The 21,903-nt window shown below is 72.4% G+C and carries 22 protein-coding genes; 10 read left to right on the top strand and 12 right to left on the bottom strand.

The window, feature by feature from the left end; all coding sequences use genetic code 11:
* Window positions 1–181 precede the first annotated feature (181 nt).
* Window positions 182–1,360 (top strand): hypothetical protein, encoded by a 1,179-nt coding sequence (locus AB0C87_RS27390; RefSeq protein ID WP_360580172.1) that lies wholly within the window; start codon window positions 182–184, stop codon window positions 1,358–1,360.
* Window positions 1,361–1,400: 40 nt separating this feature from the next.
* On the opposite strand, the gene AB0C87_RS27385 is transcribed toward AB0C87_RS27390, so the two are convergent.
* Window positions 1,401–1,595: a DUF6243 family protein gene (locus AB0C87_RS27385; RefSeq protein WP_360580171.1), complete on the bottom strand. Its 195-nt coding sequence runs from the start codon at window positions 1,593–1,595 to the stop codon at window positions 1,401–1,403.
* 246 nt (window positions 1,596–1,841) lie between these two features.
* On the opposite strand from AB0C87_RS27385, the gene AB0C87_RS27380 reads away from it, so the two are divergent.
* Window positions 1,842–2,912: a quinone-dependent dihydroorotate dehydrogenase gene (locus tag AB0C87_RS27380; RefSeq protein ID WP_345171080.1), complete on the top strand. Its 1,071-nt coding sequence runs from the start codon at window positions 1,842–1,844 to the stop codon at window positions 2,910–2,912.
* 23 nt (window positions 2,913–2,935) lie between these two features.
* On the opposite strand, the gene AB0C87_RS27375 is transcribed toward AB0C87_RS27380, so the two are convergent.
* The 4 genes from AB0C87_RS27375 to AB0C87_RS27360 all read right to left on the bottom strand — a co-directional run bounded on the left by AB0C87_RS27375 (window position 2,936) and on the right by AB0C87_RS27360 (window position 7,058).
* The gene (locus AB0C87_RS27375; protein ID WP_360580169.1) at window positions 2,936–4,375 is read right to left on the bottom strand and encodes a class I SAM-dependent methyltransferase; all 1,440 of its coding nucleotides are present in this window, start codon (window positions 4,373–4,375) and stop codon (window positions 2,936–2,938) included.
* Between the two features lie 65 nt (window positions 4,376–4,440).
* Window positions 4,441–5,277 (bottom strand): N-acetylmuramoyl-L-alanine amidase, encoded by an 837-nt coding sequence (locus AB0C87_RS27370; RefSeq protein ID WP_345171083.1) that lies wholly within the window; start codon window positions 5,275–5,277, stop codon window positions 4,441–4,443.
* 84 nt (window positions 5,278–5,361) lie between these two features.
* Window positions 5,362–5,601 carry a hypothetical protein gene (locus tag AB0C87_RS27365; RefSeq protein ID WP_089315141.1) on the bottom strand — a complete coding sequence of 80 codons (240 nt, stop codon included), beginning with the start codon at window positions 5,599–5,601 and terminating at the stop codon, window positions 5,362–5,364.
* A 455-nt stretch (window positions 5,602–6,056) separates the two neighbouring features.
* Window positions 6,057–7,058, bottom strand: a complete 1,002-nt coding sequence (locus AB0C87_RS27360) for a LacI family DNA-binding transcriptional regulator (protein WP_345171814.1) — start codon at window positions 7,056–7,058, stop codon at window positions 6,057–6,059.
* Between the two features lie 371 nt (window positions 7,059–7,429).
* Here AB0C87_RS27360 and AB0C87_RS27355 point away from each other — a divergent pair, with 371 nt between their 5' ends.
* On the top strand, window positions 7,430–8,119 hold the full coding sequence (locus tag AB0C87_RS27355; protein WP_345171085.1) for a TetR/AcrR family transcriptional regulator: 690 nt from the start codon (window positions 7,430–7,432) through the stop codon (window positions 8,117–8,119).
* Window positions 8,120–8,482: 363 nt separating this feature from the next.
* Here AB0C87_RS27355 and bldC read toward each other — a convergent pair whose 3' ends face one another.
* Together bldC and AB0C87_RS27345 are read right to left on the bottom strand one after the other, a co-directional pair.
* Window positions 8,483–8,686, bottom strand: coding sequence for a developmental transcriptional regulator BldC (gene bldC / locus AB0C87_RS27350; RefSeq protein ID WP_012850682.1), 204 nt, complete (start codon window positions 8,684–8,686; stop codon window positions 8,483–8,485).
* A 273-nt stretch (window positions 8,687–8,959) separates the two neighbouring features.
* Entirely contained in the window at window positions 8,960–9,877 is a 918-nt protein-coding gene (locus AB0C87_RS27345) for a hypothetical protein (RefSeq protein WP_353833943.1), read from the bottom strand.
* An 86-nt stretch (window positions 9,878–9,963) separates the two neighbouring features.
* Here AB0C87_RS27345 and AB0C87_RS27340 point away from each other — a divergent pair, with 86 nt between their 5' ends.
* Both AB0C87_RS27340 and AB0C87_RS27335 read left to right on the top strand, forming a co-directional pair.
* The gene (locus AB0C87_RS27340) at window positions 9,964–11,046 is read left to right on the top strand and encodes a Glu/Leu/Phe/Val dehydrogenase dimerization domain-containing protein (protein ID WP_360353956.1); all 1,083 of its coding nucleotides are present in this window, start codon (window positions 9,964–9,966) and stop codon (window positions 11,044–11,046) included.
* Window positions 11,047–11,375: 329 nt separating this feature from the next.
* Window positions 11,376–11,582, top strand: a complete 207-nt coding sequence (locus AB0C87_RS27335; protein WP_149260363.1) for a DUF3073 domain-containing protein — start codon at window positions 11,376–11,378, stop codon at window positions 11,580–11,582.
* A 214-nt stretch (window positions 11,583–11,796) separates the two neighbouring features.
* Here the strand turns inward: AB0C87_RS27335 and purM are convergent, their stop codons facing one another.
* Both purM and purF read right to left on the bottom strand, forming a co-directional pair.
* A complete protein-coding gene (gene purM / locus AB0C87_RS27330; RefSeq protein WP_353833937.1) occupies window positions 11,797–12,837 on the bottom strand; it encodes a phosphoribosylformylglycinamidine cyclo-ligase in 1,041 nt (346 codons plus the stop codon).
* Entirely contained in the window at window positions 12,834–14,291 is a 1,458-nt protein-coding gene (purF, locus tag AB0C87_RS27325; protein WP_353833938.1) for an amidophosphoribosyltransferase, read from the bottom strand. The genes purM and purF overlap by 4 nt, the downstream gene beginning before the upstream one ends.
* Before the next feature lie 126 nt (window positions 14,292–14,417).
* Here purF and AB0C87_RS27320 point away from each other — a divergent pair, with 126 nt between their 5' ends.
* Entirely contained in the window at window positions 14,418–14,783 is a 366-nt protein-coding gene (locus AB0C87_RS27320; RefSeq protein WP_360580166.1) for a hypothetical protein, read from the top strand.
* A 9-nt stretch (window positions 14,784–14,792) separates the two neighbouring features.
* On the opposite strand, the gene AB0C87_RS27315 is transcribed toward AB0C87_RS27320, so the two are convergent.
* The gene (locus AB0C87_RS27315; protein WP_360580164.1) at window positions 14,793–15,431 is read right to left on the bottom strand and encodes a LamG domain-containing protein; all 639 of its coding nucleotides are present in this window, start codon (window positions 15,429–15,431) and stop codon (window positions 14,793–14,795) included.
* An 86-nt stretch (window positions 15,432–15,517) separates the two neighbouring features.
* Window positions 15,518–15,961, bottom strand: a complete 444-nt coding sequence (locus tag AB0C87_RS27310; RefSeq protein WP_345171098.1) for a sterol carrier family protein — start codon at window positions 15,959–15,961, stop codon at window positions 15,518–15,520.
* 129 nt (window positions 15,962–16,090) lie between these two features.
* On the opposite strand from AB0C87_RS27310, the gene AB0C87_RS27305 reads away from it, so the two are divergent.
* The 3 genes from AB0C87_RS27305 (at window position 16,091) to AB0C87_RS27295 (ending at window position 20,461) form a co-directional block, all read left to right on the top strand.
* A complete protein-coding gene (locus tag AB0C87_RS27305; RefSeq protein ID WP_360580162.1) occupies window positions 16,091–18,043 on the top strand; it encodes a serine/threonine-protein kinase in 1,953 nt (650 codons plus the stop codon).
* Window positions 18,044–18,179: 136 nt separating this feature from the next.
* Complete coding sequence (locus AB0C87_RS27300; RefSeq protein ID WP_345171102.1) at window positions 18,180–19,343, top strand: S8 family peptidase; 1,164 nt, start codon at window positions 18,180–18,182, stop codon at window positions 19,341–19,343.
* Window positions 19,344–19,492: 149 nt separating this feature from the next.
* Entirely contained in the window at window positions 19,493–20,461 is a 969-nt protein-coding gene (locus AB0C87_RS27295; protein WP_345171104.1) for a hypothetical protein, read from the top strand.
* Between the two features lie 648 nt (window positions 20,462–21,109).
* Here the strand turns inward: AB0C87_RS27295 and AB0C87_RS27290 are convergent.
* Window positions 21,110–21,550, bottom strand: coding sequence for an SMI1/KNR4 family protein (locus AB0C87_RS27290; RefSeq protein WP_360580160.1), 441 nt, complete (start codon window positions 21,548–21,550; stop codon window positions 21,110–21,112).
* Window positions 21,551–21,597: 47 nt separating this feature from the next.
* On the opposite strand from AB0C87_RS27290, the gene AB0C87_RS27285 reads away from it, so the two are divergent.
* Complete coding sequence (locus AB0C87_RS27285) at window positions 21,598–21,777, top strand: DUF1737 domain-containing protein (protein WP_345171108.1); 180 nt, start codon at window positions 21,598–21,600, stop codon at window positions 21,775–21,777.
* Window positions 21,778–21,903: the final 126 nt, after the last annotated feature.

The following is a 21,903-nucleotide window of genomic DNA, read 5'->3' as shown; positions in this document are numbered from 1 at the left end:
TCCCGGGCCCCGGCTCCGGTTCCAGGTCCCGCACGTCGATCGAGGTGGAGCCGCCGCTCCGGGATCGAGGAGGAATACGGTGAACCCCTCGGATCGGGTTCAACCACCTGGAACCGGTCGTCCGCGCGCCGAGTCACATCCCTGTGCCGCAGGTGTGCGGCGGCGGACGAGGAAGGCAGCGGTGACCACGGGAAACGACGCGGCGGGCGGCCCCGTCGACCTGACGAAGAAACGTCCCCCGGCGCCGGAACCCGAACGCGGCGCGGGCCCCGCGTGGCTCGTCGTGCCGGCCCGCGTCGTGGCGCTGATCGTCGTGGTCCCGCTGCGGCTCGGCTGGGACCTGGTCGTCCTGCTGGCCCGCGGCGTCCGGGCGGCCTGGAACGCTCTCATGCGGGTGCCGGGCCGGTTCGGCCGGTTCCTCGGCCGGATGCTGCGCGGCGCCTGGCGCGCCCTGTACCGGTGGCTGCTCGCCCCGGTCGGACGCCTGCTGGCCGCCGTCGGACGGGGCATCGCCGCGCTGCTCGACCTCCTCCTCGTCCGGCCGCTGCGCTGGCTCGCCGTCGTCGTGGTCCTCGGCTTCCTGCGGTGGTTCGGACGCGGGACCGGGCGGCTGGCCCGATGGGTCCACCGCGTCCTCATCGCGCCGATCGGCCGGTTCCTGGCCCTGCTCGGACGCGGCCTCGCGGGACTGCTCGCGTTCCTGCTGCTGCGTCCGCTCCGCGCCCTCGGCCGCGGGCTCGCCCGGCTGTTCGGCGTCCTCGGGCAGGGCCTCAGGCTGCTGTTCCAGGGCATCGGCCTGCTGATCGGCGTGCTCGTCGTCCTGCCCGCCGTGCTGCTGTGGCGCTACGTCCTGCGCCCGCCGCTGCTCGGCCTCGCCTGGCTGGCCCGCGCCCTGTGGGCCGGTCTCTCCTGGCTCGGCCGCGGCGCCCTGACCCTGCTGGCCGCGCTCGGCGGCGTGCTCGCCTCCGGCTGGCGCGCCTTCGCGGCGGCGGTGGCCTGGTCGTGGCGGCTGATCGGACGCTGCCTGGCCTGGCTGGGACGCGTCCTGATCGTCGCGCCCGCGAGGGCGGTGTGGCGGTACTTCCTGGCCCCGATCGTCGCCGGAGCGGTGGGAACGTGGCGTCTCGCCGCGCGAATCCTCCGCTGGCTCTGGCGGACGCTGGTCGTCGTCCCCGTGCGGGTACTGGTCGTCGCCCCGGCCCGCTGGGTCCGCGCGAGCGTGCTGCGCCCGCTGGGCCACGGCATCCGCTCGACCTGGCGCGTCACCGTAAGCGACCCCCTCCGCGCCGCACGCCGCACGATGCGAGAAGCAGCCCGCGACGTCCGCCTCACCCTCCGCCGTGCCTTCCGCGGAAGGTGAACCGCGCCGGTCCCGAGCAGGGACCGGCGCGGTTCGCGTGTCACTCGTCGTCGGCGGTGGTGCGCCGCTCGTTGCGTTCGCGCATCTTGCGGAGCAGGTCCTTCTTCTTCTCGGCCGCCTTGGCGGCGTCGGTGTCGGCCGCCCGCGCCTTACCCCCGCGCAGTTCGCTCCGCGACAGGTTCCTGCGCTGGCCGCCTACGCCGAGCATGCCGTTGCGACCTCGGCTCTTGGACATGGGTTCTCCCGTTCGGCTGGGTGTGCGTGGTTCTTCGGCACCCAGGTCCGGCCGCGCGGGAGCGTGCAGCTCAGACGTCGATGGCGTCCCGGCCGGACCTGGCGGCGGGACGGTCGCGGTAGACGCGCTGCGGCGTGGGCCACCAGGCGGTGGCCTCGGCATGGAGAAGCATGGGGTCAGGGTAGGGAGCCGGTTCGGCGGCCCTCAAACGATTTTCCTTTGGGGCTGCTGGGATACTGGCCAGTGATGTATCGACTCTTCTTCTCACTGGTCATCGCCCGCATACCGGCGGAGCGCGCCCACCATCTGACCCTGCGCGCTCTGCACGCGATCCAGGTGGTGCCCGGCGCCGTGCCGCTGCTGCGGCGGCTGTTCGTGCCACGCGACCCGGCGCTGGCAGTCCGCGCGTTCGGGCTGGACTTCCCGAGCCCGCTGGGCCTCGCCGCCGGGTTCGACAAGGACGCCGTCGCCTACGCGGCGCTCGGCGCGTTCGGGTTCGGCCATGTCGAGATCGGGACCGTGACCGGGCGCCCGCAGCCCGGCAACCCGCGCCCGCGGCTGTTCCGGCTCGTCCAGGACCGGGCGGTCGTCAACCGGATGGGCTTCAACAACGCGGGCTCCGAGGCCGCCGCGCGGCGGCTCGCCCATCGGGCGCCGGGGACCGTCGTGGGCGCCAACATCGGCAAGACCAAGGCCGTCCCGGAGGCGTCGGCCGCCGCCGACTACGTGGCGAGCACCGAACGGCTCGCCCCGCACGCCGACTACCTCGTCGTCAACGTCAGCTCCCCCAACACGCCCGGCCTGCGGAACCTCCAGGCCGTCGAGCACCTGCGCCCGCTGCTGACGGCCGTGCGCGAGGCCGCCGACCGCTCGTGCGACCGCCGCGTCCCGCTGCTGGTGAAGATCGCGCCGGATCTGGCGGACGACGACGTCGACGCCGTCGCCGACCTCGCCCTCGAACTCGGTCTCGACGGCATCATCGCGACCAACACCACCATCGCCCGCGACGCCCTGCTCAGCCCGCCCGCGCTGGCCAAGGAGACCGGCGGGCTGTCGGGCGCGCCGCTGCGGGAGCGGTCCCTGGAGGTCCTGCGCCGGCTGCGGTCCCGCACGGGCGGGCGGCTCGCGCTGGTCTCCGTCGGCGGCGTCGAGACGGCCGACGACGTGTGGGAACGCGTCCGGGCGGGCGCGACCCTCGTCCAGGGCTACACCGGCATGATCTACGGCGGCCCGCTCTGGGCGCACCGCGTCAACCGCGACCTGTCGCGCCGCCTGCGCGGCAGCGCCTTCCGCACCCTGGACGAAGCCCGCGGCTGACCCCCGGAGGCGGCGCCTCCGGGTCAGGCGAAGAAGCCGTCGGCGATCAGCTCCGGCAGGACGGCGTCGGCGTGCGCGCGGACCTCGCCGGGGTCCATGCCGGTGAGCTGGGCGATGGCGTCCAGGAGCGGATCGAGCGGCAGGGCGCCGTCGCAGACCCCCGCGAGGGCGGCCTCGACCGTCCCGACGCCGGCGGCGCGGCGGAGCCGGTCCGCCTGCCGCAGGATGATCCGTTCCGGGTCCTCGGCGCCCGGCGGGCCTATCTGCTCCTGGACGAGACCCGGCACCGCGGCGAGCGGCCGTCCACAGGCTGTGGAAAACTCTTCGGCCTTCACGAGGCCGTCCAGCACGTCGTGCGCGTACGGGCCGACGGGCTGATCGACGGCGTGCCGCAGCTCCTCGATCCGGACGGCCGGGCGCTCGCTGCGCCGCAACGTGATCCAGCCGAACCCGATCCCGGTGACGTTCCGGCGCTCGAACTCGTCGAGCCACGCCTCATACCGGGCGCGGTATTCGGGCGTGCCCGCCTCGCAGGAATCGCGCAGCCACAACTCGGCGTACTCCGCCGGATCCTGAACGTCGCGCTGGACGATCCACGCGTCGCAGCCGTCCACCCACGCGCCGACACGCTCCTCCCAAGGAACCCCGTCGACATGCAGCCAGTTGGCCAGGAGCTGGCAATACCCGCCGTCGTTCAGGTACCGGGAGGCGCTCCCGACGAGCCGGCGGCAGAAGTCGTCGCCCGCCATCCCCGACTCGCGGTAGGTGAACCGCCGGTCGCCGGGCGGCGCGACGACGAACGGCGGATTCGACACGATCAGGTCGAACCGGCGGCCCTCGACCGGCTCCAGCAACGACCCCCGCAGCAGTTCGGCGCCCTCCACACCGGACAGCGCGAAGCTCATCGCGGCCAGCTCCAGCGCCCGCGGGTTCACGTCCGTCGCGGTGATGCGCGCGGCCGGCGACCGGCCCGCCACGTGCACCGCCTGCACGCCGCAGCCCGTGCCCAGATCGAGCACGTTGTCCACAGGCCTGTGGACGACCAACCCGGCGAGGCTGCCCGACGCGCCTCCGGTTCCCACCACGTGATCGTCCGCCGGGACGCGCCCGTCCCCGGGGCGCACCTTCAGATCGGAGACGGCGTAACCGGCGGGCCCGTCGCCGTCCACCGCCTCCAGCGGCTCGACGCGCAGCAGCGCCCGCACCTGCCCGCCGGACACCTCGGCGAGCCCCGCCGCCGCCAGCTCGTCCGCGGCGACCGCGGTTTCGGGGACGGGCACCTGGAGCCAGAACAGCCGGGTCAGCACCTCGACCGGCGAACCGCCGGCCGTCGCCCGCAGCGCGGGCACGATCTCGTCCCGCGCCAGCGCCCCGCCCGCGACCGGGCCGAGCGACTCGCGCACCCCCGCGACGGTGTAACCGGCTCCGAGCAGCAGTTCGCGCACACGACGAAGATCAGGCATCCGCTCATCCTGCCCGCTGCGGGCCCGGCGCGCGTCCCGGATCGCTGTCCGCGATCAGCCCGGGATCAGCCCAGGTAGGTCTGGAAGCCCTCGGCCAGGGACTCGGCGATGCGCTGCCGGAAGGACGCGCTGGACAGCTTGTCCGCGTCGCCCTGGTTCTGCATGTTGCCGCACTCGATGAAGACCTTCGGCACGGTCGACATGTTGAGCCCGCCGAGGTCGTCGCGCCGGTCGATGGCCTTCTTGCCGAGGTAGTTGGAGTACGGGATGCCCGTGCCCTCGTGGTAGGCGTTCCGCAGCGCCTCGCCGAGCGCGGACGAGGCGGACACCATCTCGGCGTTCCGGCCGATGGAGAGCGGCTCGATGATGTGGAAGCCGTGGCCGGACGCGGACGCCCCGTCGGCGTGGACGGACAGCGCGGCGTCGGCCTTGAGCCGGTTGCCGAGCGCGGCCCGCTCGGTGACGCACGGGCCGACGCCCTTGTCGTCCTTGCGGGTCAGCGAGACCTTCGCGCCCCGGGACTTCAGGATCGCGGCGAGCCGCTTCGACACGTCCCAGGTGAAGGCGTGCTCGGTGTAGCCGGCCTTGGTCTCGGTCCCGGTCGTGTCGCACGCCTTGCTGCCGTTGCCGATCTTCACCTGCCGGTTGATCTCCGACGGGTGGTCGGCGTTGCCGCCGTTGTGCCCGGGGTCGATGACGATCACCTTGCCGTCCAGCGACGTGGGGTCCCCCTTGGCGGACGCGGGCGACTTCCCGCCCTTCGCGCCCGGGGACGCAGCCCCGGCCGTCGGCGGCCCGGCCGCCTCGCCGCCGGACGTTCCGGAGGAACCGTTGCACGCGACGAGCGCGCCCAGGCACAGCGCGATACCGGCGACCGCGGGGCCGCCCCGATGAATTCGCACAGGCCGTTTTCCTCCGTGATGACTTCGTTACCGACCCTGACAGTCTGCACACCGGCGCAGGTTCGTCAAACGGAGTCGGGGAAATCAGCCGCGCAGCGGGTCCTCCTTGCCCAGCAGGGCCGCGAGGGCGCGCGCCTCGTCGGCGTCCAGGCCGAGGACCACGCGGGGACGGCCCCACGGGTGGTCGATCGAGTGGGCCACGTAGCTGGCGACGGACTCCGACACCTGCTCGGCGAGGCCGCGGGCGTGCCGCCACTCCGACCACGCGCGTTCCAATTCGCTCGCCGCGCGCTGCGCGCACGACACCAGTTCCGGATCACGCACGACCTGTTCTCCTCTGGGTGAACGGACCCTCTCCCGACCGCCGGCCCGGCCCGGCCCGGCGGCCTTCCGCGAGGCCGCCAGGGGCTGCCCGCCGACGGTGAAGTCCCATTAACCACCTGGCCGCGGGCCCCGTCCCGGCGAATGCGGCAGGTTTGGCCTGCCCCTTACCCGGCGCACACCGTCTCGTGGAACGATCGACCGTCCCCGTACCCCGCCCATGACCGGCCCCAGCGACGCCGGCGCGATGCGCGGCGCTGCGCGCGGGTCACGTGAGCCGCGGGCCACCGGAACGACGGGCCTCGGGAGCACGGCCGCGGCGGCGCGGGGCGGCGGCGCGGGGCGCGGCGTCGCGCGGCCGAGCGGCAGGCGTCACGACGCGCGGATCACAGCACGCACGGGGCCGGTGGGAGCGAGGGGAAGGCGGGGGGTCGTCCTGCGGCGCGGCACAGGCGGGGTCACCGGACGGGAGCGGGCCCCGTCGTCGAGCGGACCACCAGGTGCGGGACGACCAGCTTCTGCCGCGGGGCGCGGGGCGGGTCGCCGATGCGCGCGGTGAGCATCTCGGCGGCCACCCGGCCCATGTCACGGCGCGGCTGGTCGACGCTGGTCAGCGAGATGTGCCGGATCGCCGCGAGGTGGGTGTTGTCGTAGCCGACGATCGAGAGGTCCGCCGGGACCCGCATGCCGAGCTCGTCGGCGGCCGACAGCGCCCCGGTGGCGACCAGGTCGTTGGGAGCGAAGATCGCGGTCGGCCGGGGGTCGCGGCGCAGCAGGGACAGCGCGGCCCGGTAGCCGCCGTCCTCGGTGAAGTCGCCGGGCTCGACGACGATCTCGCCGGCCAGGTCGTGCCGCCGCATCGCCTTCTCGTAGCCGGCGCGGCGGTAGCGCGCGGTGGTGGAGCGCGCGCCCTCGATGTGGGCGATCCGGCGGTGGCCGTGCTGGACGAGATGGTCGACCGCGAGGCTCGCGCCGAGCTCGTCGTCGTCCACCACGATGTCGACGCCGACCACGTCGCGCTCGCCGACGACCACCACGGGGACGCTGGCGGCGGCCTCCTTGAGCGACTCGGGCACGACGCTGAGCAGCACCAGCCCGTCCACCCGCATCTCCAGGAACGCCTCGACCGCCTCGGCCTCGAACATCGGGTCCCAGCGGCCGCTGCCGACCAGCATCCGCAGGCCCGCGCCGTGCAGGCTCTCCTGGAGCCCGTCGAGGAACTCGGCGAAGAACGGGTTGTGCAGGTCGGCGACGATGGCGCCGATCAGCCGGGTGCGCCCCTCGACCAGGCTGCGCGCCACCGCGTTCGGGCGATAGCCGAGCTCCCGGGCGGCCTGCAGGACGGCCTGCCTGCGGCGCTCGCTCACGTGCGGTGACCCTCGCATGACCAGCGAGACGAGCGATTTGGACACTCCGGCGCGTTCAGCGACATTGCGGATCGTCGGTTTCGGCGCGGGCATCGTCTTGCCCTCGTCGCGCGGTGCGGGAGAGGGCTCGTTGCGCGGCCGAGGCACCGCGCCCTCTCCCAGCATGCCGTGCGGGGGATTTGCTTCATCAGCTGACATGGCGCTCCGTCCAGGGGAACCTGCAGGACCTGCCGCGGCGGCGCCCCGGAGGGGTATTCGGCGCGCCGCCCTCCGCTCAGGAGGAGATGCCATGATGCCGCGCCTTCCCCCCATAGCGCCGCGACAGTGAGTAACGGGCATCCGACAATGGTGGTTCGGGCCTGTGGTGTTCTGGATCACAACCGGGGCGGGGAACCGGCGGCGGGCCCGCGTCCGGCCCGCTCGGTGTGGGCCCTGACAGCGTCCGGCTCGGATACCCTGCCCAGGTGGGAGATCGTGCGGTGGCCGGCGCGAAGGCGCGCACCCGGCCGAGCGGCGGGCGCGGCCGTCGCCGACTCAGCGTGGACGAACGGCGGGACGAGCTGATCGAGGCGGCGCTGCAGCTGTTCAGCACGCGCTCGCCCGAGGACGTCTCGATCGACGACGTCGCGGCGAAGGCGGGCGCCTCCCGGGCGCTGGTCTACCACTACTTCGGCGGCAAGAACGAGCTGTACATCGCGGCGCTCGGCAGCGCCGCGAAGCACCTGTCGGTGCTGCTGGAACCGCCCACGGAGGGCAAGCCGCTCGAACGGCTGCGGATCTCGCTGAAGCGCTACTTCGACTTCGTGGAGAGCCACGCGGCCGGTTACACGGCGCTGCTGCGCGGCGGGCCGGCCGACCGCTCGGGCGAGGCCGGCGAGATCGTGGACGGGATCCGCCGGCTGCTGCTGGACCGGATCCTGCACTCGCTGGACGTCGACGTCCCGCCGCCGATCCTGCGCATCACGCTGCGCTGCTGGATGGCGACCGTGGAGACCGCCGGCCTGGACTGGCTGGAGAACCGCGACGTGGCCCGCCCCGACCTGGAGCGGCTGCTGGTCGACCAGCTCGTGGTGATCATGCAGGTCTCCGGCAGGCACGACCCCGGCACGGGCGCCCTGTTCGAGCGCCTGGCCCACGAAGAGATGAACCCTTAGCCGCCCGGAGACGAACCAGTAACCGCTCGACCTGCGGTTATCGCGTTGACGTGCGCGGAGTTTCGGACATCCAACTCGGCTGCGTCCACAACCGGACACAACCCCCGGAACAGCATTCCGTCGCCCGAAGGCAGCGCGCTCTGCCCCCGGAGCGGGCGGACTGGTGCCCGTTCCGGGGACAGTGCGGCTTCGGCGTCCGGGACCGACGGTTCTCGGATGACCGTGGTCCCGTGTCGGCCAGGAGACACCGAGCGGGTCCCCGCACGTGACTCGGGTGCGAGGTCCGTTCCAAAGCCTCCTGGCCGCCCCCCTCCTGCGCTGTGCGTCCGGAGGGCTCCCTCGGAGCCCCGCCGGTCGGCGTGTCTACTCCGAACGCTGCTGCGGGATTCCCGCGAGCAGCGCCCGCACCTCCGCCTCGCGGTACCGGCGATGCCCGCCGAGCGTGCGGATCGACGTGAGCTTTCCCGCCTTCGCCCAGCGCGTGACGGTCTTGGGGTCGACGCGGAACATCGTCGCCACCTCCGCCGGCGTCAGCAGGGGCTCGGCCTCTGGCGTACGTGCTGACATGTTTGCGGCCTCTCCTCCGTGGACCGATGACAGCGATCCTGCGATTGATCCTCGCGTGGTCACTGATGTCCCCTATGGCCCGAAAGAGCCACTATGACATCACAACGTGTAACCTTGCCACCACTCAGCGCAACAAGCAAGTTCCTGGCGGTAGTTGCGTGCAAACATCCCCGCGAGAGCGGGGAAGTGTGCATGTCCGGTGGCTGCTGGGTCACGCTGCGTGATTCTAGCGACACGTATAGTCGTATCGCGCGCGGATTCGGGAAATTTGTTTTAGTTCGCGGCCTCCAGCGCCCGCACGGGGCGCCAGCGGGCCAGGAGACGCTTGTACATCGCGACGGTCAGCTCGACCTCACCTCGCTCCATCCCGGTGAGGGCCACGGTCATCTCTGCGACCGACTCGTCGGTACGGAGCGTGGCGTCGTCCAGGAGGTGGACGAGCCCGCCGTAGTCGAGTTCCACGAGCGCGCGGGGATGGAACTCGCCGAGCCACCGGTCGAGGGTCTCCAGCCGCCCCGCCGACAGGAGGTAGACGTCCTCCGCCCCCTCGCCGAGGTTCTCGCGCACCACCGGGAGCGCGGCCGCCACCCGGTGGCGGGCCTCCCCCATCGAGGTGACGTAGACCAGGGTCCGCGCGGGCGCCGCCGTCGCCGGCCCGTGGGCCGCGAGCTCCTCGGCCGTGTCGTCCGCCGGCCGGTACCCGGTCCCCGGCGTGCCGAGCATCAGGCTCCGCTCGCCGCGCGCGAACGGCACGAACCAGTCCAGCGGGATGTGCCAGGTGCTCGTCAGGATGTGCGGGCGGAGGGACCGGCCGGCGTTCTTCCACTGCTCGAAGTCGCTCCGCACCCGCTCGGACAGGGGCGGCGGGACGAAGGCCGCCGCCACGCCCGCCGCGTGCTCGTCCCTGAAGCGCTCGAACGCCAGCCAGGACCGCAGCCGCGTGCCCCACGGGCACACGTAGACCATGTCCTCCAGGCGCCGCACGTAGGCGTCCCTGCTCTCGCGTTCCGGGACGACCTCGGGCGGCGAGCCCGTCAGCCTGAGCACGGACTCCCGGTGCTCCGCCCCGAGCGCGTGGATCCGCCTGGGACGGCGCCTGGAGTCGGCGTAGACCGTCCACAGGGTCCGCGCGGGCTCCGGGAAGGCGGTCACCGGTTCATAAACCCGTAGGTACGCCGCGTACGGAAGCACCATCGCATCGTGACATGAGATCCGGTCGGGCGTGGCGCCATCGCGCGCCCTAGGCTGATCTTAGAGACAGAGAGGAGGGCACTACCGTGCCTAATGTCTTCGGGGCGCCCCACAAGGGCACCGAACCCCGACACGAGCAGGTCGTCTTCTGCCAGGACGAGGCCAGCGGTCTGCGCGCGATCATCGCCATCTACTCCACCGCGCTCGGCCCGTCCCTGGGAGGCACCCGCTTCTACCCGTACGGCTCCGAGGAGGAGGCCCTCGCGGACGTGCTGAACCTGTCCCGGGGCATGGCGTACAAGAACGCCCTCGCCGGGCTCGACCTCGGCGGCGGCAAGGCCGTCATCATCGGCGACCCCGCCACGGACAAGTCCGAGGCGATGCTGCGGGCCTACGGGCGTTTCGTCCAGTCGCTGAACGGCCGGTACTACACGGCGTGCGACGTGGGCACCTACAGCGAGGACATGGACATCGTCGCGCGCGAGTGCCGCTTCGTCACCGGGCGGACAGTCGCGCACGGCGGCGCCGGGGACTCGTCCATCCTGACGGCGTTCGGCGTGTTCCAGGGAATGCGGGCCGCGGCCGAGACCGTGTGGGGCCGGCCCACGCTGCGCGGCAGGCGGGTCGGGGTGGAGGGCGTCGGGAAGGTGGGCCACCGCCTCGTGGAGCACCTGCGCGAGGACGGCGCGGACGTCGTGATTTGCGACGTGGACGAGGCCGCCGTCGACCGCGTCCGGGCGCTGCACCCCGAGGTGGAGGTCGTCGCCGACACCGGCGCCATGGTCCGCACGGAGCTCGACGTCTACGCGCCGTGCGCGCTGGGCGGCTCCCTCGACGACGACACCGTGCCCGTGCTGGCGGCCAAGGTCGTCTGCGGCGCCGCCAACAACCAGCTCGCCCACCCGGGCGTGGAGAAGCGCCTCGCCGACCGCGGCGTCCTGTACGCCCCCGACTACGTGGTGAACTCCGGCGGTGTGATCCAGGTCGCGGACGAGATCGAGGGCTTCAACTTCGACCGCGCCAAGGCCCGGGCCGCGGGCATCTACGACACCACTCGCAAGATCTTCGCGCTGGCCTCCGACGAGGGCGTCCCCCCGGCGGTGGCCGCCGACCGCCTCGCGGAGCGCCGGATGTCGGAGGTCGGCAGGCTGCGCGGCATCCTCCTCTGAGCGCCCGGACGGCTCCGAGCTCCCGGAGGGCTCGGTCCGGGTGTGGGTTTCCTAGACCTGATTAGACCGTTGCAAAACCGTTGTGAGGGCCACCGCGGGGCGGCGTACGACCGTCCCACGGTGGCCTTCCCACGTTGACGTGACCACCGGATACACTGTTGTCATCAGCAACAGGGGCGCCGCCACGTACCGTCGATGTACCGAGCCAGGCGCAAAACGGGTACGGTTGTACCCGTGACTGACGCATGGCTCATCAGGCACCGGTTCGTGTGGTACACGCGCGCGTTGATGGGCCCACGAAAGCCCTGACCATCGAGGGGGTCGAGCCAATGGGTCGCGGCCGAGCCAAGGCCAAGCAGGTGAAGGTTGCCCGGCAGCTCAAGTACAGCACCGGCAACACGGACCTCGACCGCCTTAAGGATGAACTAGGAGTCAGCGACTCCGGCGAAGACTCCTATGACGAGCTCGCCGAGAAGTACGCCGACTACGCCGACGACTACGGCACGGAGCCCCGCAAGGACGGCACCTCCGGTTGACCGGCAGACGAACGCCACCGCCCGCATCGCCGGGCGGTGGCGTTTGTCTTGGGTCGGAACACGCCCCGTGGGACCGGCGCTCACGCTGAGCGACCCCACGGGCGACGTTGGGGTGTCCGGCATGCCCCTCCATGACCTGACAGGTCTGGGAGGCCCTCAGCGTCCCGTTCAGCCCCGTCCGCAGGGTCGGACAGGGCCGGCCAGGGGCCTCCGGTCAGCGAAGCGTCGCGGCGCCGGAGCCTTCGGTGATCTCTCCGAGGGTCCAGGACGGGACGCCGCGGGAGGCCAGCAGGCGGAGCGCCTCGTCGGCGCGGTCCGGGGCGACGATCGCGGCCATGCCGACTCCGAGGTTGAACGTCTTGTCCATCTCGGCCTGCGGCACGTCGCCGTGCGCCTGGAGCAGGCGGAACACGGCGGGGACCTCCCAGGACGAGCGGTCCAGCACGGCGTCGACCCCCGGCGGAAGCGACCGGGCCAGGTTCGCCGCCAGCCCGCCGCCCGTGATGTGGGCGAACGCCCGGACCGCACCGGTCTCGGCCAGGGCCAGGCAGTCCTTGGCGTAGATGCGCGTCGGGGTGAGGAGTTCCTCGCCGAGCGGACGGTCGAGTTCGGCCGTCCGGGTCTCCAGCGTCAGGTCCGTCGTCGCCAGGATGTGCCGGACGAGCGAGTACCCGTTGGAGTGGATGCCGGACGACGCCATGGCGAGGACGACGTCGCCCGCCCGCACGCGTTCGGGCCCGAGGATCCGGTCGGCCTCGACGACGCCCGTGCCGGCGCCCGCCACGTCGAACTCGTCGGCCCCCAGCAGGCCCGGGTGCTCGGCGGTCTCGCCGCCCACGAGGGCGCAGCCGGCCAGGGCGCACGCGTCGGCGATCCCGCCGACGATGTCGGCGACGCGCTCCGGGACGACCTTGCCGCAGGCGATGTAGTCGGTCATGAACAGCGGCTCGGCGCCGCACACCGCGAGGTCGTCGATGACCATGCCGACCAGGTCGTGCCCGATCGTGTCGTAGACGCCGAGGCGCCGCGCCAGGTCGACCTTGGTGCCGACGCCGTCCGTGGACGTCGCGAGCAGAGGCCGCTTGTAGCGCAGCAGGGCCGAGGCGTCGAAGAGACCCGCGAACCCGCTGACGTCGTCGACGACCTCGGGCCGCCGCGAACGGGCCACCCGGGACTTCATCAGCTCGACGGCGCGCTCGCCCGCCGCGATGTCGACGCCTGCGGCCTCGTAGGAGGTCGTCGGGCGGTCCGTCATCGGGTGGCCTCCAGCAGGTGCTTGCCGCGGGCGTCCTGCTCCACCGGGATGGGGTACTGGCCGTCGAAGCACGCCCGGCACAGGTTGTCCTTGGCGATGTGCGAGGCGGAGATCAGCTCGTCCAGGGAGATGTAGCCGAGCGAGTCGGCGCCGATGGAGTCGCGGATCTCCTCCACCGACAGGTTCCCGGCGATCAGCTCGGCCCGGGTCGCGAAGTCGATGCCGTAGAAGCACGGCCAGGAGACGGGCGGGCTGGAGATCCGCACGTGCACCTCGGCGGCGCCCGCGTCGCGCAGCATCGACACGATGGCGCGCTGGGTGTTGCCGCGCACGATCGAGTCGTCCACCACGACCAGGCGCTTGCCCTCGATCGCCTCCCGCAGCGGGTTCAGCTTCAGGCGGATGCCGAGCTGGCGGATCGTCTGGGACGGCTGGATGAACGTCCGGCCGACGTAGGAGTTCTTCACCAGGCCCTGGCCGTAGGGGATGCCGGACGCCTCGGCGTAGCCGATCGCGGCCGGCGTGCCCGACTCGGGCGTCGGGATGACCATGTCGGCCTCGACGGGATGCTCGCGGGCCAGCCGCCGCCCGACCTCGACGCGGGTCGCCTGGACGCTGCGCCCGGCGATCGTCGTGTCGGGCCGCGCCAGGTACACGTACTCGAACAGGCAGCCCTTCGGGCGCGCCTCGGCGAACCGCTCGGACCGCACGCCCTGGCCGTCGCACGCGATCAGCTCGCCCGGCTCGATCTCCCGGACGAACCGGGCGCCGACGATGTCGAGGGCGGCCGTCTCCGAGGCGACGACCCAGCCCCGGTCCTCCAGGGAGCCGAGCACGAGCGGCCGGATGCCCTCGGGGTCGCGGGCCGCGTAGAGGGTCCCCTCGTCCATGAAGACCAGGGAGAACGCGCCGCGGGTCGCCGGAAGGATCTCCCGCGCCGCCTCCAGCACGCCGCCGCCCTCGCCGCGGGCGGCGAGCAGGGCGGTCAGGACCTCGGTGTCGGTGGTGGCGGTCAGCTCGCCGGGGGCGAGCCGCGCGGCCAGCTCCGGCGTGTTGATGAGGTTGCCGTTGTGGACGAGCGCCAGCCCGCCGTCGTCGGTGGACCGGAACGTGGGCTGCGCGTTCTCCCACGTGGGCGAGCCGGTCGTGGAGTAGCGGCAGTGGCCAACGGCGATGTGGCCGCGCAGCGTGTTCAGCACCGACTCGTCGAAGACCTGGGCGACGAGGCCCATGTCCTTGAAGACGACGATGCGCGAGCCGTCGCTGACGGCGATGCCCGCCGACTCTTGCCCGCGGTGCTGAAGCGCGTACAGCCCGTAGTACGTGAGCTTGCTCACTTCGGCCCGGGCCGCCTGCTCGGCGGGAACCCAGACGCCGAAGACGCCGCAGGCGTCCTGCGGAGCGCGGTCGGAGGGATCGATGTCGTGGCTCAGACGTCCGTCACGGAGAGGCACGTTCGCCAGTCTAGATGCCCGGTTCACCTGCTCCGATCGGTGGCATCTCTTAACGGACCTTTACTCCCCGGAACCACGGGGATCTCGCGGTCCGGGGGAATCTGGGGACGACCCATGGAGGAACGCATGACCATGCCCGGGTACCGGACCCACTCGCCCCCCGCCCCGGCGAGGCGGAGCACCCTGGCACGCGCCGCGCAGATCCTCGGAATCCTCGGCCTGGCCGGGCTCGCGGCGTGCCTGGCGGGGATGATCCCGGCGCTCGCCGGCCTCGTCCTCGGGACGGTGTCCCTCGTGCGCCGCGACCCCGACCGGCGCCCCGCCCTCGTCGGGGTGGCCTGCTCCGCGGTCGCCCTCCTGATCGGATCCGGGACGCTTTTCTGGCTGCTGAGCAAAGCGGCCCAGTGCGGGGACGCGGCCCGGTATCCGGACGACCTGGCGCGGCGGCACTGCGTCGAACGCGAGTTCCCGTTCGCTCACGCCGGCCCCTAGTTGCCCTGTCTAACCGTCCGGCTGGTCCGCCAGGGCGCGGACGGCCTCCTGCCCGAGCGCCGAGGCGTACACGCGCAGATCGTCGACGAGGCCGCCGAAGCCGGGCTTGGCGGGCTCCCTGCCCAGGTAGACGGGCCCGGCCGGGGTGACGACGGGGTGTTCCAGCGCGGCGGCGGAGTCCTGCTCGCCGTCGATGTGCAGGGCCATGCCCCGGGTGTCCACGACGAAGGCGACGTGGGTCCATCCGCCCACGGTCAGCCGGGCCCGGCTGTCGACGTAGCCGGGGCCCTTGACGGTGAACAGCTGGACGCGCAGCCTCATCGCGTCCGGGTACAGCCAGAGGCCGAGGCCGCGCGCGTCGTTCTCGGCGACCGGCTTGTAGAGGATGCTGCGCCACTCGCCGGTGGGCCCCTCGTCGACCCGGACGAAGAAGGCCAGGCTGAACCCGAAGATCTGGCTGAGGACGAGCTGCGGCGCCCCGGGGATCACGGCGCGGTCGTGCTCGCCGAGCGACAGCGCCTCCCCGTCCCGTCCCGGGACGATCCGGGCGCCGTCCGCCAGCTCGGCGGCGGGGGCGGTTCCGGCGGTGTCGGCGGCCCGGCGGCCGTCCACGGTGCCGGCGTCGAACGTCCAGTGCGCGATCAGCACGGGATCACCTCCGGTAGGGCGCGCGTCACCCGCGCACGCTATGCGCGCCTCCCCGCCGAGTCGAGGGGCCCATCCGTCGAGGAGCGTCAGCCAAGGGGCAGCGGGAGGTGGGGCGTCAGGTCGGCGCGCGGGCCGCTCGCCCGCACCCGTCCGTTCGCGGTCGCGTCCTGCCAGGTGAGACGGCCGGTGGCCAGCGCGATCCAGGTGGCGGCGTCCATCTCCACCACATTCGGTGGCGTACCCCGGGTATGGTGCGGGCCGTCGATGCACTGAACGGCGGCGTGCGGGGGGACGCGGACCTCCACCGAACGGCCGGGGGCCAGCTCGGCCAGCCGGTCGAGCAGGTACCGCACCGCTCCCCTGACCACCGGACGGCTCGGTTCGGCGCCGCCCGACTCGACGCCGGCGAGGACCGTGTCCAGAGCCGCGCGGCGCAGCGCGGCGGGCTCGTCCGGGCCGGTGTAGGGCGCCAGCCCGAGCGCGGCGCGCTGCTCGTTCAGGACGGCGGAGGAAAGCGGTGTTCGCGGCATCGCGCATGACGCTACCGGGTCAGCCTCGGTACCGCGCAGGCGGTAGAAAGGACCCCGGTGCCAGGCATGGGGGTGCAGGAGACGGGGAGGCCGGGGACGCCGTCCCCGGAGGAGACGGAGGTTCGTCAGATGCCCGAGGCGCTGCCCCTGCAGCCGGGCGACCCGAGACGGCTCGGCTCGTTCGAGATCACGGGACGGCTCGGCGTCGGCGAGCAGGGCGCCGTCTTCCTCGGCAGGGACCCCTCCGGGCACCCCGTCGCCGTGAAGGTCCTGCACGTGCGGCTGAGCGGCGAGCCGGTCGCGCGCTCGCGGTTCGCCGACGCGTTCGCCCCGGCCCGCAAGGTCTCCGGGTTCTGCACGGCGGCGATCCTGCACGCCGACGTGGAGGGCGACCGCCCCTACGTGGTGAGCGAGTGGGTGGACGGGCCGTCCCTCCAGCAGCTCGTGGACGAGGAGGGCGCGCGCGGCTTCGCCGTCGTCGAGCGCGTCGCGGTCGGCATGGCGATCGCCCTGGCCGCCGTCCACCGCGCGGGCGCCGTCCACCACGACCTGAAACCCGGGAACGTCCTCCTCGGCCGTGGCGGCCCCCGGATGAGCGACTTCGCCATCGCGCACGCCATGGAGGCCGTGAACGTGGCGTTCCGCGGTCACATGACCGAGGACCCGGCCTACAAGTCCCCCGAGCAGCTCAGCGGCATGGGCATCGGCCCCGCCGCCGACGTGTTCGCGTGGGCGTCGACCGTGCTGTTCGCCGCCGCGGGCAGGCCGCCGTTCGGCGAGGGCTCGCCGTCCGAGGTGATGCAGCGGATCGTCTACGACGAGGCCGACCTGTCGGCGGTGCCCGACTCCCTGCGCGAGGTGGTGACGGCCGCCCTGGTCAAGGACCCGGCCGAACGCCCGATGGCCAGGACGATCCTCGAACGACTGCTGGGCGCGGGCGGCGAGCTCGTCGAGCGCCTGCCGGCCTCGATGGTCGAGGAGGGCCGGGCCCTCGCGACGGGCGTGATGGTCCGCCACACCCTTCCCCGGGTCGCGCCGCCGCCGCGTCCGCCCGTGAACGTCCCGGGCAGCCCCATGGGAGCGGCGCCCCCGGCCGGGTTCGCGCCAGGCCCCGCCGCGCCGGCGGGCCCGCCTCCCGGCCCGCCTCCCGGCCCGCCTCCAGGGCCGCCGCCCGGCCCGCCGGTGGGCCCGCCGCTGGAGTCCGCATCGCCTTCCGTGCCGCTGCTCGGGAAGCTCGCGCGCTCCCGCCGCGCGCGTCCGGAGCACGAGCCGCAGCCCGAGCCGCCCGCCGCCGAGCTGGATCCCGCCGCGTTCGAGGCGACCGCGACCTTCGACGCGGTCGGCCCGAACCGGACCGAGCAGCTCGCCCGCGCGGGCGAGCCGGAGCAGGCCGATCAGACCGCGCGGTTCGACGCCGTCGGCGGCGACCGGACCGCCATCTTCGACGCCGACCGGACCACCACTTTCGACTCCGTCGACATGCCCGCCCCGCCGGACCCCACCGCGCCGAACCCCCTCGTCCCGGGGCTGGGCCACGGCCGCGAGGGCGGCGGCGGGCACCGCTCCCCGGTCCGCTCCTCGCCCTTCGCGGCCCTCGCGAAGATGCGGCGGCCCGGCAACCACGTCCTCGGCCTGGCGCTGTCGCTGGTCATCGGCGTCAGCGTCGGCATCGCCATCATCGCCCTGGTGCTGTGGCCCCAGCTGAAGGCCGACGACGACGGGTCGCCGCCCGACAGCACCAACACGTCCGACAACCGCCCGGTCACCACGATCCCGGCCTCCTTCGCGGGGACGTGGAAGGGGACGGTGGTCAACACGGGCCGCAACGCGTCCTTCCCGGTGCAGATCACGTTCGAGACCGGCGGGACGACGGGGCGCGCCCTGTACCCGCGGGAGAACTGCAACGGCACCCTCCGGCTCGCGCGGGGCACCGAGAGCGCGCTCAGGATGAACCTGGAGATCGGCAAGCCGTGCACGTCCGGGGTCGTCCAGGTCACCCGGCAGCCGGACGGGACGCTCCAGTACACGTGGACGAAGCCGGGAACGAACCTCGGCTACGGCGGACGGCTCAGCCGGGCCTGACCTCCTTCTGCCACCTTTGGCAATACGTCCAATTTGTCGACTCATATCAGGACAGTTCCGCTAGGGTTTCCCCTCGATCGAAAACATCGATCATGGGCGGGACCGCCTCCGCGCGCTCCCCGGCAGAAGGAGGGGTATGCGGGCTGTCCACCGAAGGCTGCTGCTCGTCGGCTCGGTCGCGGCGTGCCTCGGCGCCGCCGCGGCGTTCCCGGTGCTCGCCGACGACGCGTCGTCCCTGGTGAAGGTGACGGCGGCGGAAGGCACCCCGGTCCCCGGCCGCTACATCGTCACGCTGAAGTCCGGAGCGTCCACCGACGCCGCCGCCAAGAAGGTCAAGGCGACGGGCGTCCGGCGCTTCGACGGCGTCCTCAACGGCTTCGCCGCGCGGCTGAACGCCGACCAGCTGGACAAGCTGCGCCGCGACGACCGCGTCGCCGCGATCGAGCAGGACCAGATCGTCAAGGCCACCACGACGCAGCGCGCACCGCTGCCCTGGGGGCTCGACCGCATCGACCAGCGGTCGGCGAAGCTGTCCAAGACCTACACCTACAAGTCGTCCGGCAAGGGCGTGAACGCCTACGTCGTCGACACCGGCATCGACGTCAGGCACGCGGAGTTCGGCGGCCGCGCCTCGATCGCCTGGGCGGCGAGCAGGTTCAACGGCGACGGACGCGACTGCAACGGCCACGGCACCCACGTCGCGGGCATCATCGGCTCCAAGACCTACGGCGCCGCCAAGTCCGTGAAGCTGCGGGCCGTCCGCGTCCTCGACTGCAACGGCGAGGGCTCGATGTCGGACATCGTCGACGCCGCCAACTGGCTGCGCACCCATGCCGTCAAGCCGGCCGTGGCGAACATGTCCCTCGGCGGACCCAAGTCCACCGCGGTGAACACCGCCGTGACGAACCTGTCCAAGTCCGGGGTGTTCACCTCCGTCTCCGCCGGCAACGAGAACGCCGACGCGTGCAAGGTCTCCCCGGCCGGCGCGGGCTGGGTCATGGCGGTCGGCGCGACCACCAAGACCGACACGCGCGCCTCGTTCTCCAACTGGGGCAAGTGCGTCGACATCAACGCCCCCGGCTACGGCATCTACTCCACCTGGCCCGGCAACCGCAGCAAGGCGCTCAGCGGCACCTCCATGGCCGCCCCCTACGTCAGCGGTGTCGCCGCCCTCTACCTGTCCACCCACCCGAAGGCCACGTTCCCGACGGTGCAGAAGGTGCTGAACGACAACTCCACCCACACCCTCAAGGGACTGCGTTCGCAGCCCAACAGGCTCCTGTGGAAGGGCAAGCTGTGAGTCCCGTCACGTAGGATGGCCCGGCTCCCAGCAAGGGAGCCGGGCATCTCGCGCCTTGGCCTCGTCCCACCACCGCAGGGGTCTACCCTTGGCGAGGCAGACGGCTCTTTAACGTTCATTGACCTTCGGCCATGACGAGAGGAGAACACGTGGAGACCCCCGCCTCCACCCGTCGGCACGCAGACCGCCGCCGTGGCCGGCGACGCGCCGCCGCGGCTCTCGTGGCCCTCGCCGCCGCGGTTCCCCTGGTCGCCTCCGCCACGCCGTCCGCGGCCGCGCCGGCGTCCCTTCCCCTCGACCCGGGCGACAGCGGCAAGTTCGCGAGGCTGAACCGCCAGATCGAGCAGCTCGACAAGGAGTACGGCGGCGACCTCGCCAAGCTGAAGGACGCCGAGTACGCCGCGAAGAAGGCGCTGGACAAGTCCAACGACCTCCAGCGCGACCTCCAGGAGGCCCGCGGCGTCGTCGCCCAGCTCGCCGCGTCCCAGTACATGACGAACGGCGAGGACCCCACCGTCACCTTCCTGGCCGACGCCGACCCCTCCGACCTGCTGAGCAACGCCACCCTGGTCAGCCATCTCGCCCAGAACAAGGCGGGTAAGGTCGCCCAGATCCAGAAGCTCGTCAACGACCAGCTCGCGGCCCGCAAGGCGGCCCAGCAGAAGATGACGGAGCTGAACAAGGAGATCAAGGACCTGAGGCGGCGCAAGTCGCAGATCCAGTCCCTGGTCAAGAAGTACAAGCCCGAGTCCCCGAGCGTCGGCATGGGCGGCGTCACCCCGCGCATGCTCAAGGTGAAGAACACCCTGGACCTGGAGATGGGCCCCTTCCCCACGATCGGCTGCGTCCGGCAGACCGGCGACCCGCAGGACCACGGCACCGGCCACGCCTGCGACTTCATGGTGACCACGGGCGGCGTCATGGCCTCCGGCAGCGCCCAGTCCCTGGGCGACCGCACCGCCGCCTACGCCATCGCCCACGCGAGCGCCCTGGGCATCAAGTACATCATCTGGCGCCAACGCATCTACGACCTCCGCAGCCCCGGCTGGCGCGCCATGGAGAACCGAGGCGGCGTAACCGCCAACCACTACGACCACGTCCACATCTCGGTCTTCTAACCGCACCCACCCCCGACCAGGACCGCAGCTCCGAGAGGGCACATCCAGGGCACTCGTGCCCGGAATCGTTCCCCAGGTGTCATCGACGCCTTGCGCACCCAATCGCAGCTCGACGGCATGAGATGCGCGTAGCACCAGAGCGTGGACCCGGGCTCAGCGTGCCTGAAAACTCAGCCAGCGCCCGAAACGGCGCTCAAGCCGCTGCGCAGCCCGACGCTAGGCCGTACCTCGCACCGCGCCACGCCCACCGGACGGGTCTCGCCGGAGTCGTGTGCTGCTGTTGCGCGGCTCCACCCTCGTCATCGTCCCAGATTGGCTTTATGGAGAGCAGCGCTTGCACGGAAGCGGAGTCGTAGGCACCGGTCCTCGGCTTCTTCTGCCGCGTCGGCACCACAGCAGCAATGTTCTGCGAGCCAGCGGAGATCATCAGGGTCCAGCCACAACGCGACCCGGCCGAGGGCTTGTTCTTTGTCTGGTTCGGTGGGTTCGATGTTCGTCGACACAAGGGGGAGAGTAGGCGTTGTTCGTGACGTTGGCGCGAACGGTCGTCAGCGGTTAGGGCACCCCAGGGTGCTCACGCCCGAAGACGCTCCCGCGTGTCGTCGGGGCGTGGCATGCGGGTAATGCGGGCGCGCCTCGGGCGGACCGTTACTTGTACCAGTCGTCGCCGTCCGCGGCCGCCCGCGACTCCAGGTAGGCCTTCAGCGAGTCGGCGACTCGGATGCGTTCGTCGGTTTCGTGATCCCAGACGAAGACGCCGCCGGGGCGTTCTCCAGTCGGCAGGACATACGCGAACTGGTCCCCGCCGCCGTTGTCTCCCACGAACATGAACTGGTCGAACGGCTTGTAGAGAGCGGCGAGTGCGGCGTTCTGCCGGAACTCCGTGTTCTGGTCGATGATCTCGTGCACCGGCCACACCAGTCCGGAGCCGTAGTCGCCCAGGACCCCGTCGGTCTCTCGGAGCACCTCTCGCAGTTCGTCCGGGACTCTCTGCCCCAGCCGCCGCTCGATGTCATCGATGGCCGCGTCGGTGGCGGGCGCGGCGAACTCCGCATCGTCGTACAGCCGCTCGATCAGCTCTCTCCACATGGCTTCGCCTCTGACGCGCGATTGCGGCGCCGGTCTAGGGTCGGGGGATGGGTGAAAAAGGGGAGCTTCCGCGGTATCGGGTTTTGACCGGGCCGGATGACGAGACGTTCTGCCGGCGGGTCAGTGAGGCGCTTGAGCTGGGGTACGAGCTGCACGGGTCGCCGTCGGTGACGTTCAACGGGCAGCGTGTCATCGTCGCTCAAGCGGTCGTTCGCCGCCCGGGATAGCGGGTGGCATGGGAAGGGGGCCCCCCGGGGGGGGGGGCCCCGCACAGCTCGGGGCAGTCGGGGGTGGTTGGGGTCAATGGGTCGGGGGCCGCGCCGCGGTGGGTGTGTCGCGATGGGGACAACACC

Source organism: Actinomadura sp. NPDC048021 (assembly GCF_040653135.1).
GTDB lineage: Bacteria > Actinomycetota > Actinomycetes > Streptosporangiales > Streptosporangiaceae > Spirillospora > Spirillospora verrucosospora.
The sequence above is the reverse complement of the archived record's forward strand: the minus strand, read 5'-3'. Positions and strand labels throughout refer to the sequence as shown.

Bases quoted from the DNA above. Each gene is read 5' to 3' on its own strand.
- AB0C87_RS27385 (WP_360580171.1), bottom strand. From the start codon at position 1,595: ATGTCCAAGAGCCGAGGTCGCAACGGCATGCTCGGCGTAGGCGGCCAG.
- AB0C87_RS27380 (WP_345171080.1), top strand. From the start codon at position 1,842: ATGTATCGACTCTTCTTCTCACTGGTCATCGCCCGCATACCGGCGGAG.
- AB0C87_RS27375 (WP_360580169.1), bottom strand. From the start codon at position 4,375: ATGCCTGATCTTCGTCGTGTGCGCGAACTGCTGCTCGGAGCCGGTTAC.
- AB0C87_RS27360 (WP_345171814.1), bottom strand. From the start codon at position 7,058: ATGCCCGCGCCGAAACCGACGATCCGCAATGTCGCTGAACGCGCCGGA.
- bldC (WP_012850682.1), bottom strand. From the start codon at position 8,686: ATGTCAGCACGTACGCCAGAGGCCGAGCCCCTGCTGACGCCGGCGGAG.
- AB0C87_RS27335 (WP_149260363.1), top strand. From the start codon at position 11,376: ATGGGTCGCGGCCGAGCCAAGGCCAAGCAGGTGAAGGTTGCCCGGCAG.
- purM (WP_353833937.1), bottom strand. From the start codon at position 12,837: ATGACGGACCGCCCGACGACCTCCTACGAGGCCGCAGGCGTCGACATC.
- AB0C87_RS27320 (WP_360580166.1), top strand. From the start codon at position 14,418: ATGACCATGCCCGGGTACCGGACCCACTCGCCCCCCGCCCCGGCGAGG.
- AB0C87_RS27310 (WP_345171098.1), bottom strand. From the start codon at position 15,961: ATGCCGCGAACACCGCTTTCCTCCGCCGTCCTGAACGAGCAGCGCGCC.
- AB0C87_RS27305 (WP_360580162.1), top strand. From the start codon at position 16,091: ATGCCCGAGGCGCTGCCCCTGCAGCCGGGCGACCCGAGACGGCTCGGC.
- AB0C87_RS27300 (WP_345171102.1), top strand. From the start codon at position 18,180: ATGCGGGCTGTCCACCGAAGGCTGCTGCTCGTCGGCTCGGTCGCGGCG.
- AB0C87_RS27290 (WP_360580160.1), bottom strand. From the start codon at position 21,550: ATGTGGAGAGAGCTGATCGAGCGGCTGTACGACGATGCGGAGTTCGCC.
- AB0C87_RS27285 (WP_345171108.1), top strand. From the start codon at position 21,598: ATGGGTGAAAAAGGGGAGCTTCCGCGGTATCGGGTTTTGACCGGGCCG.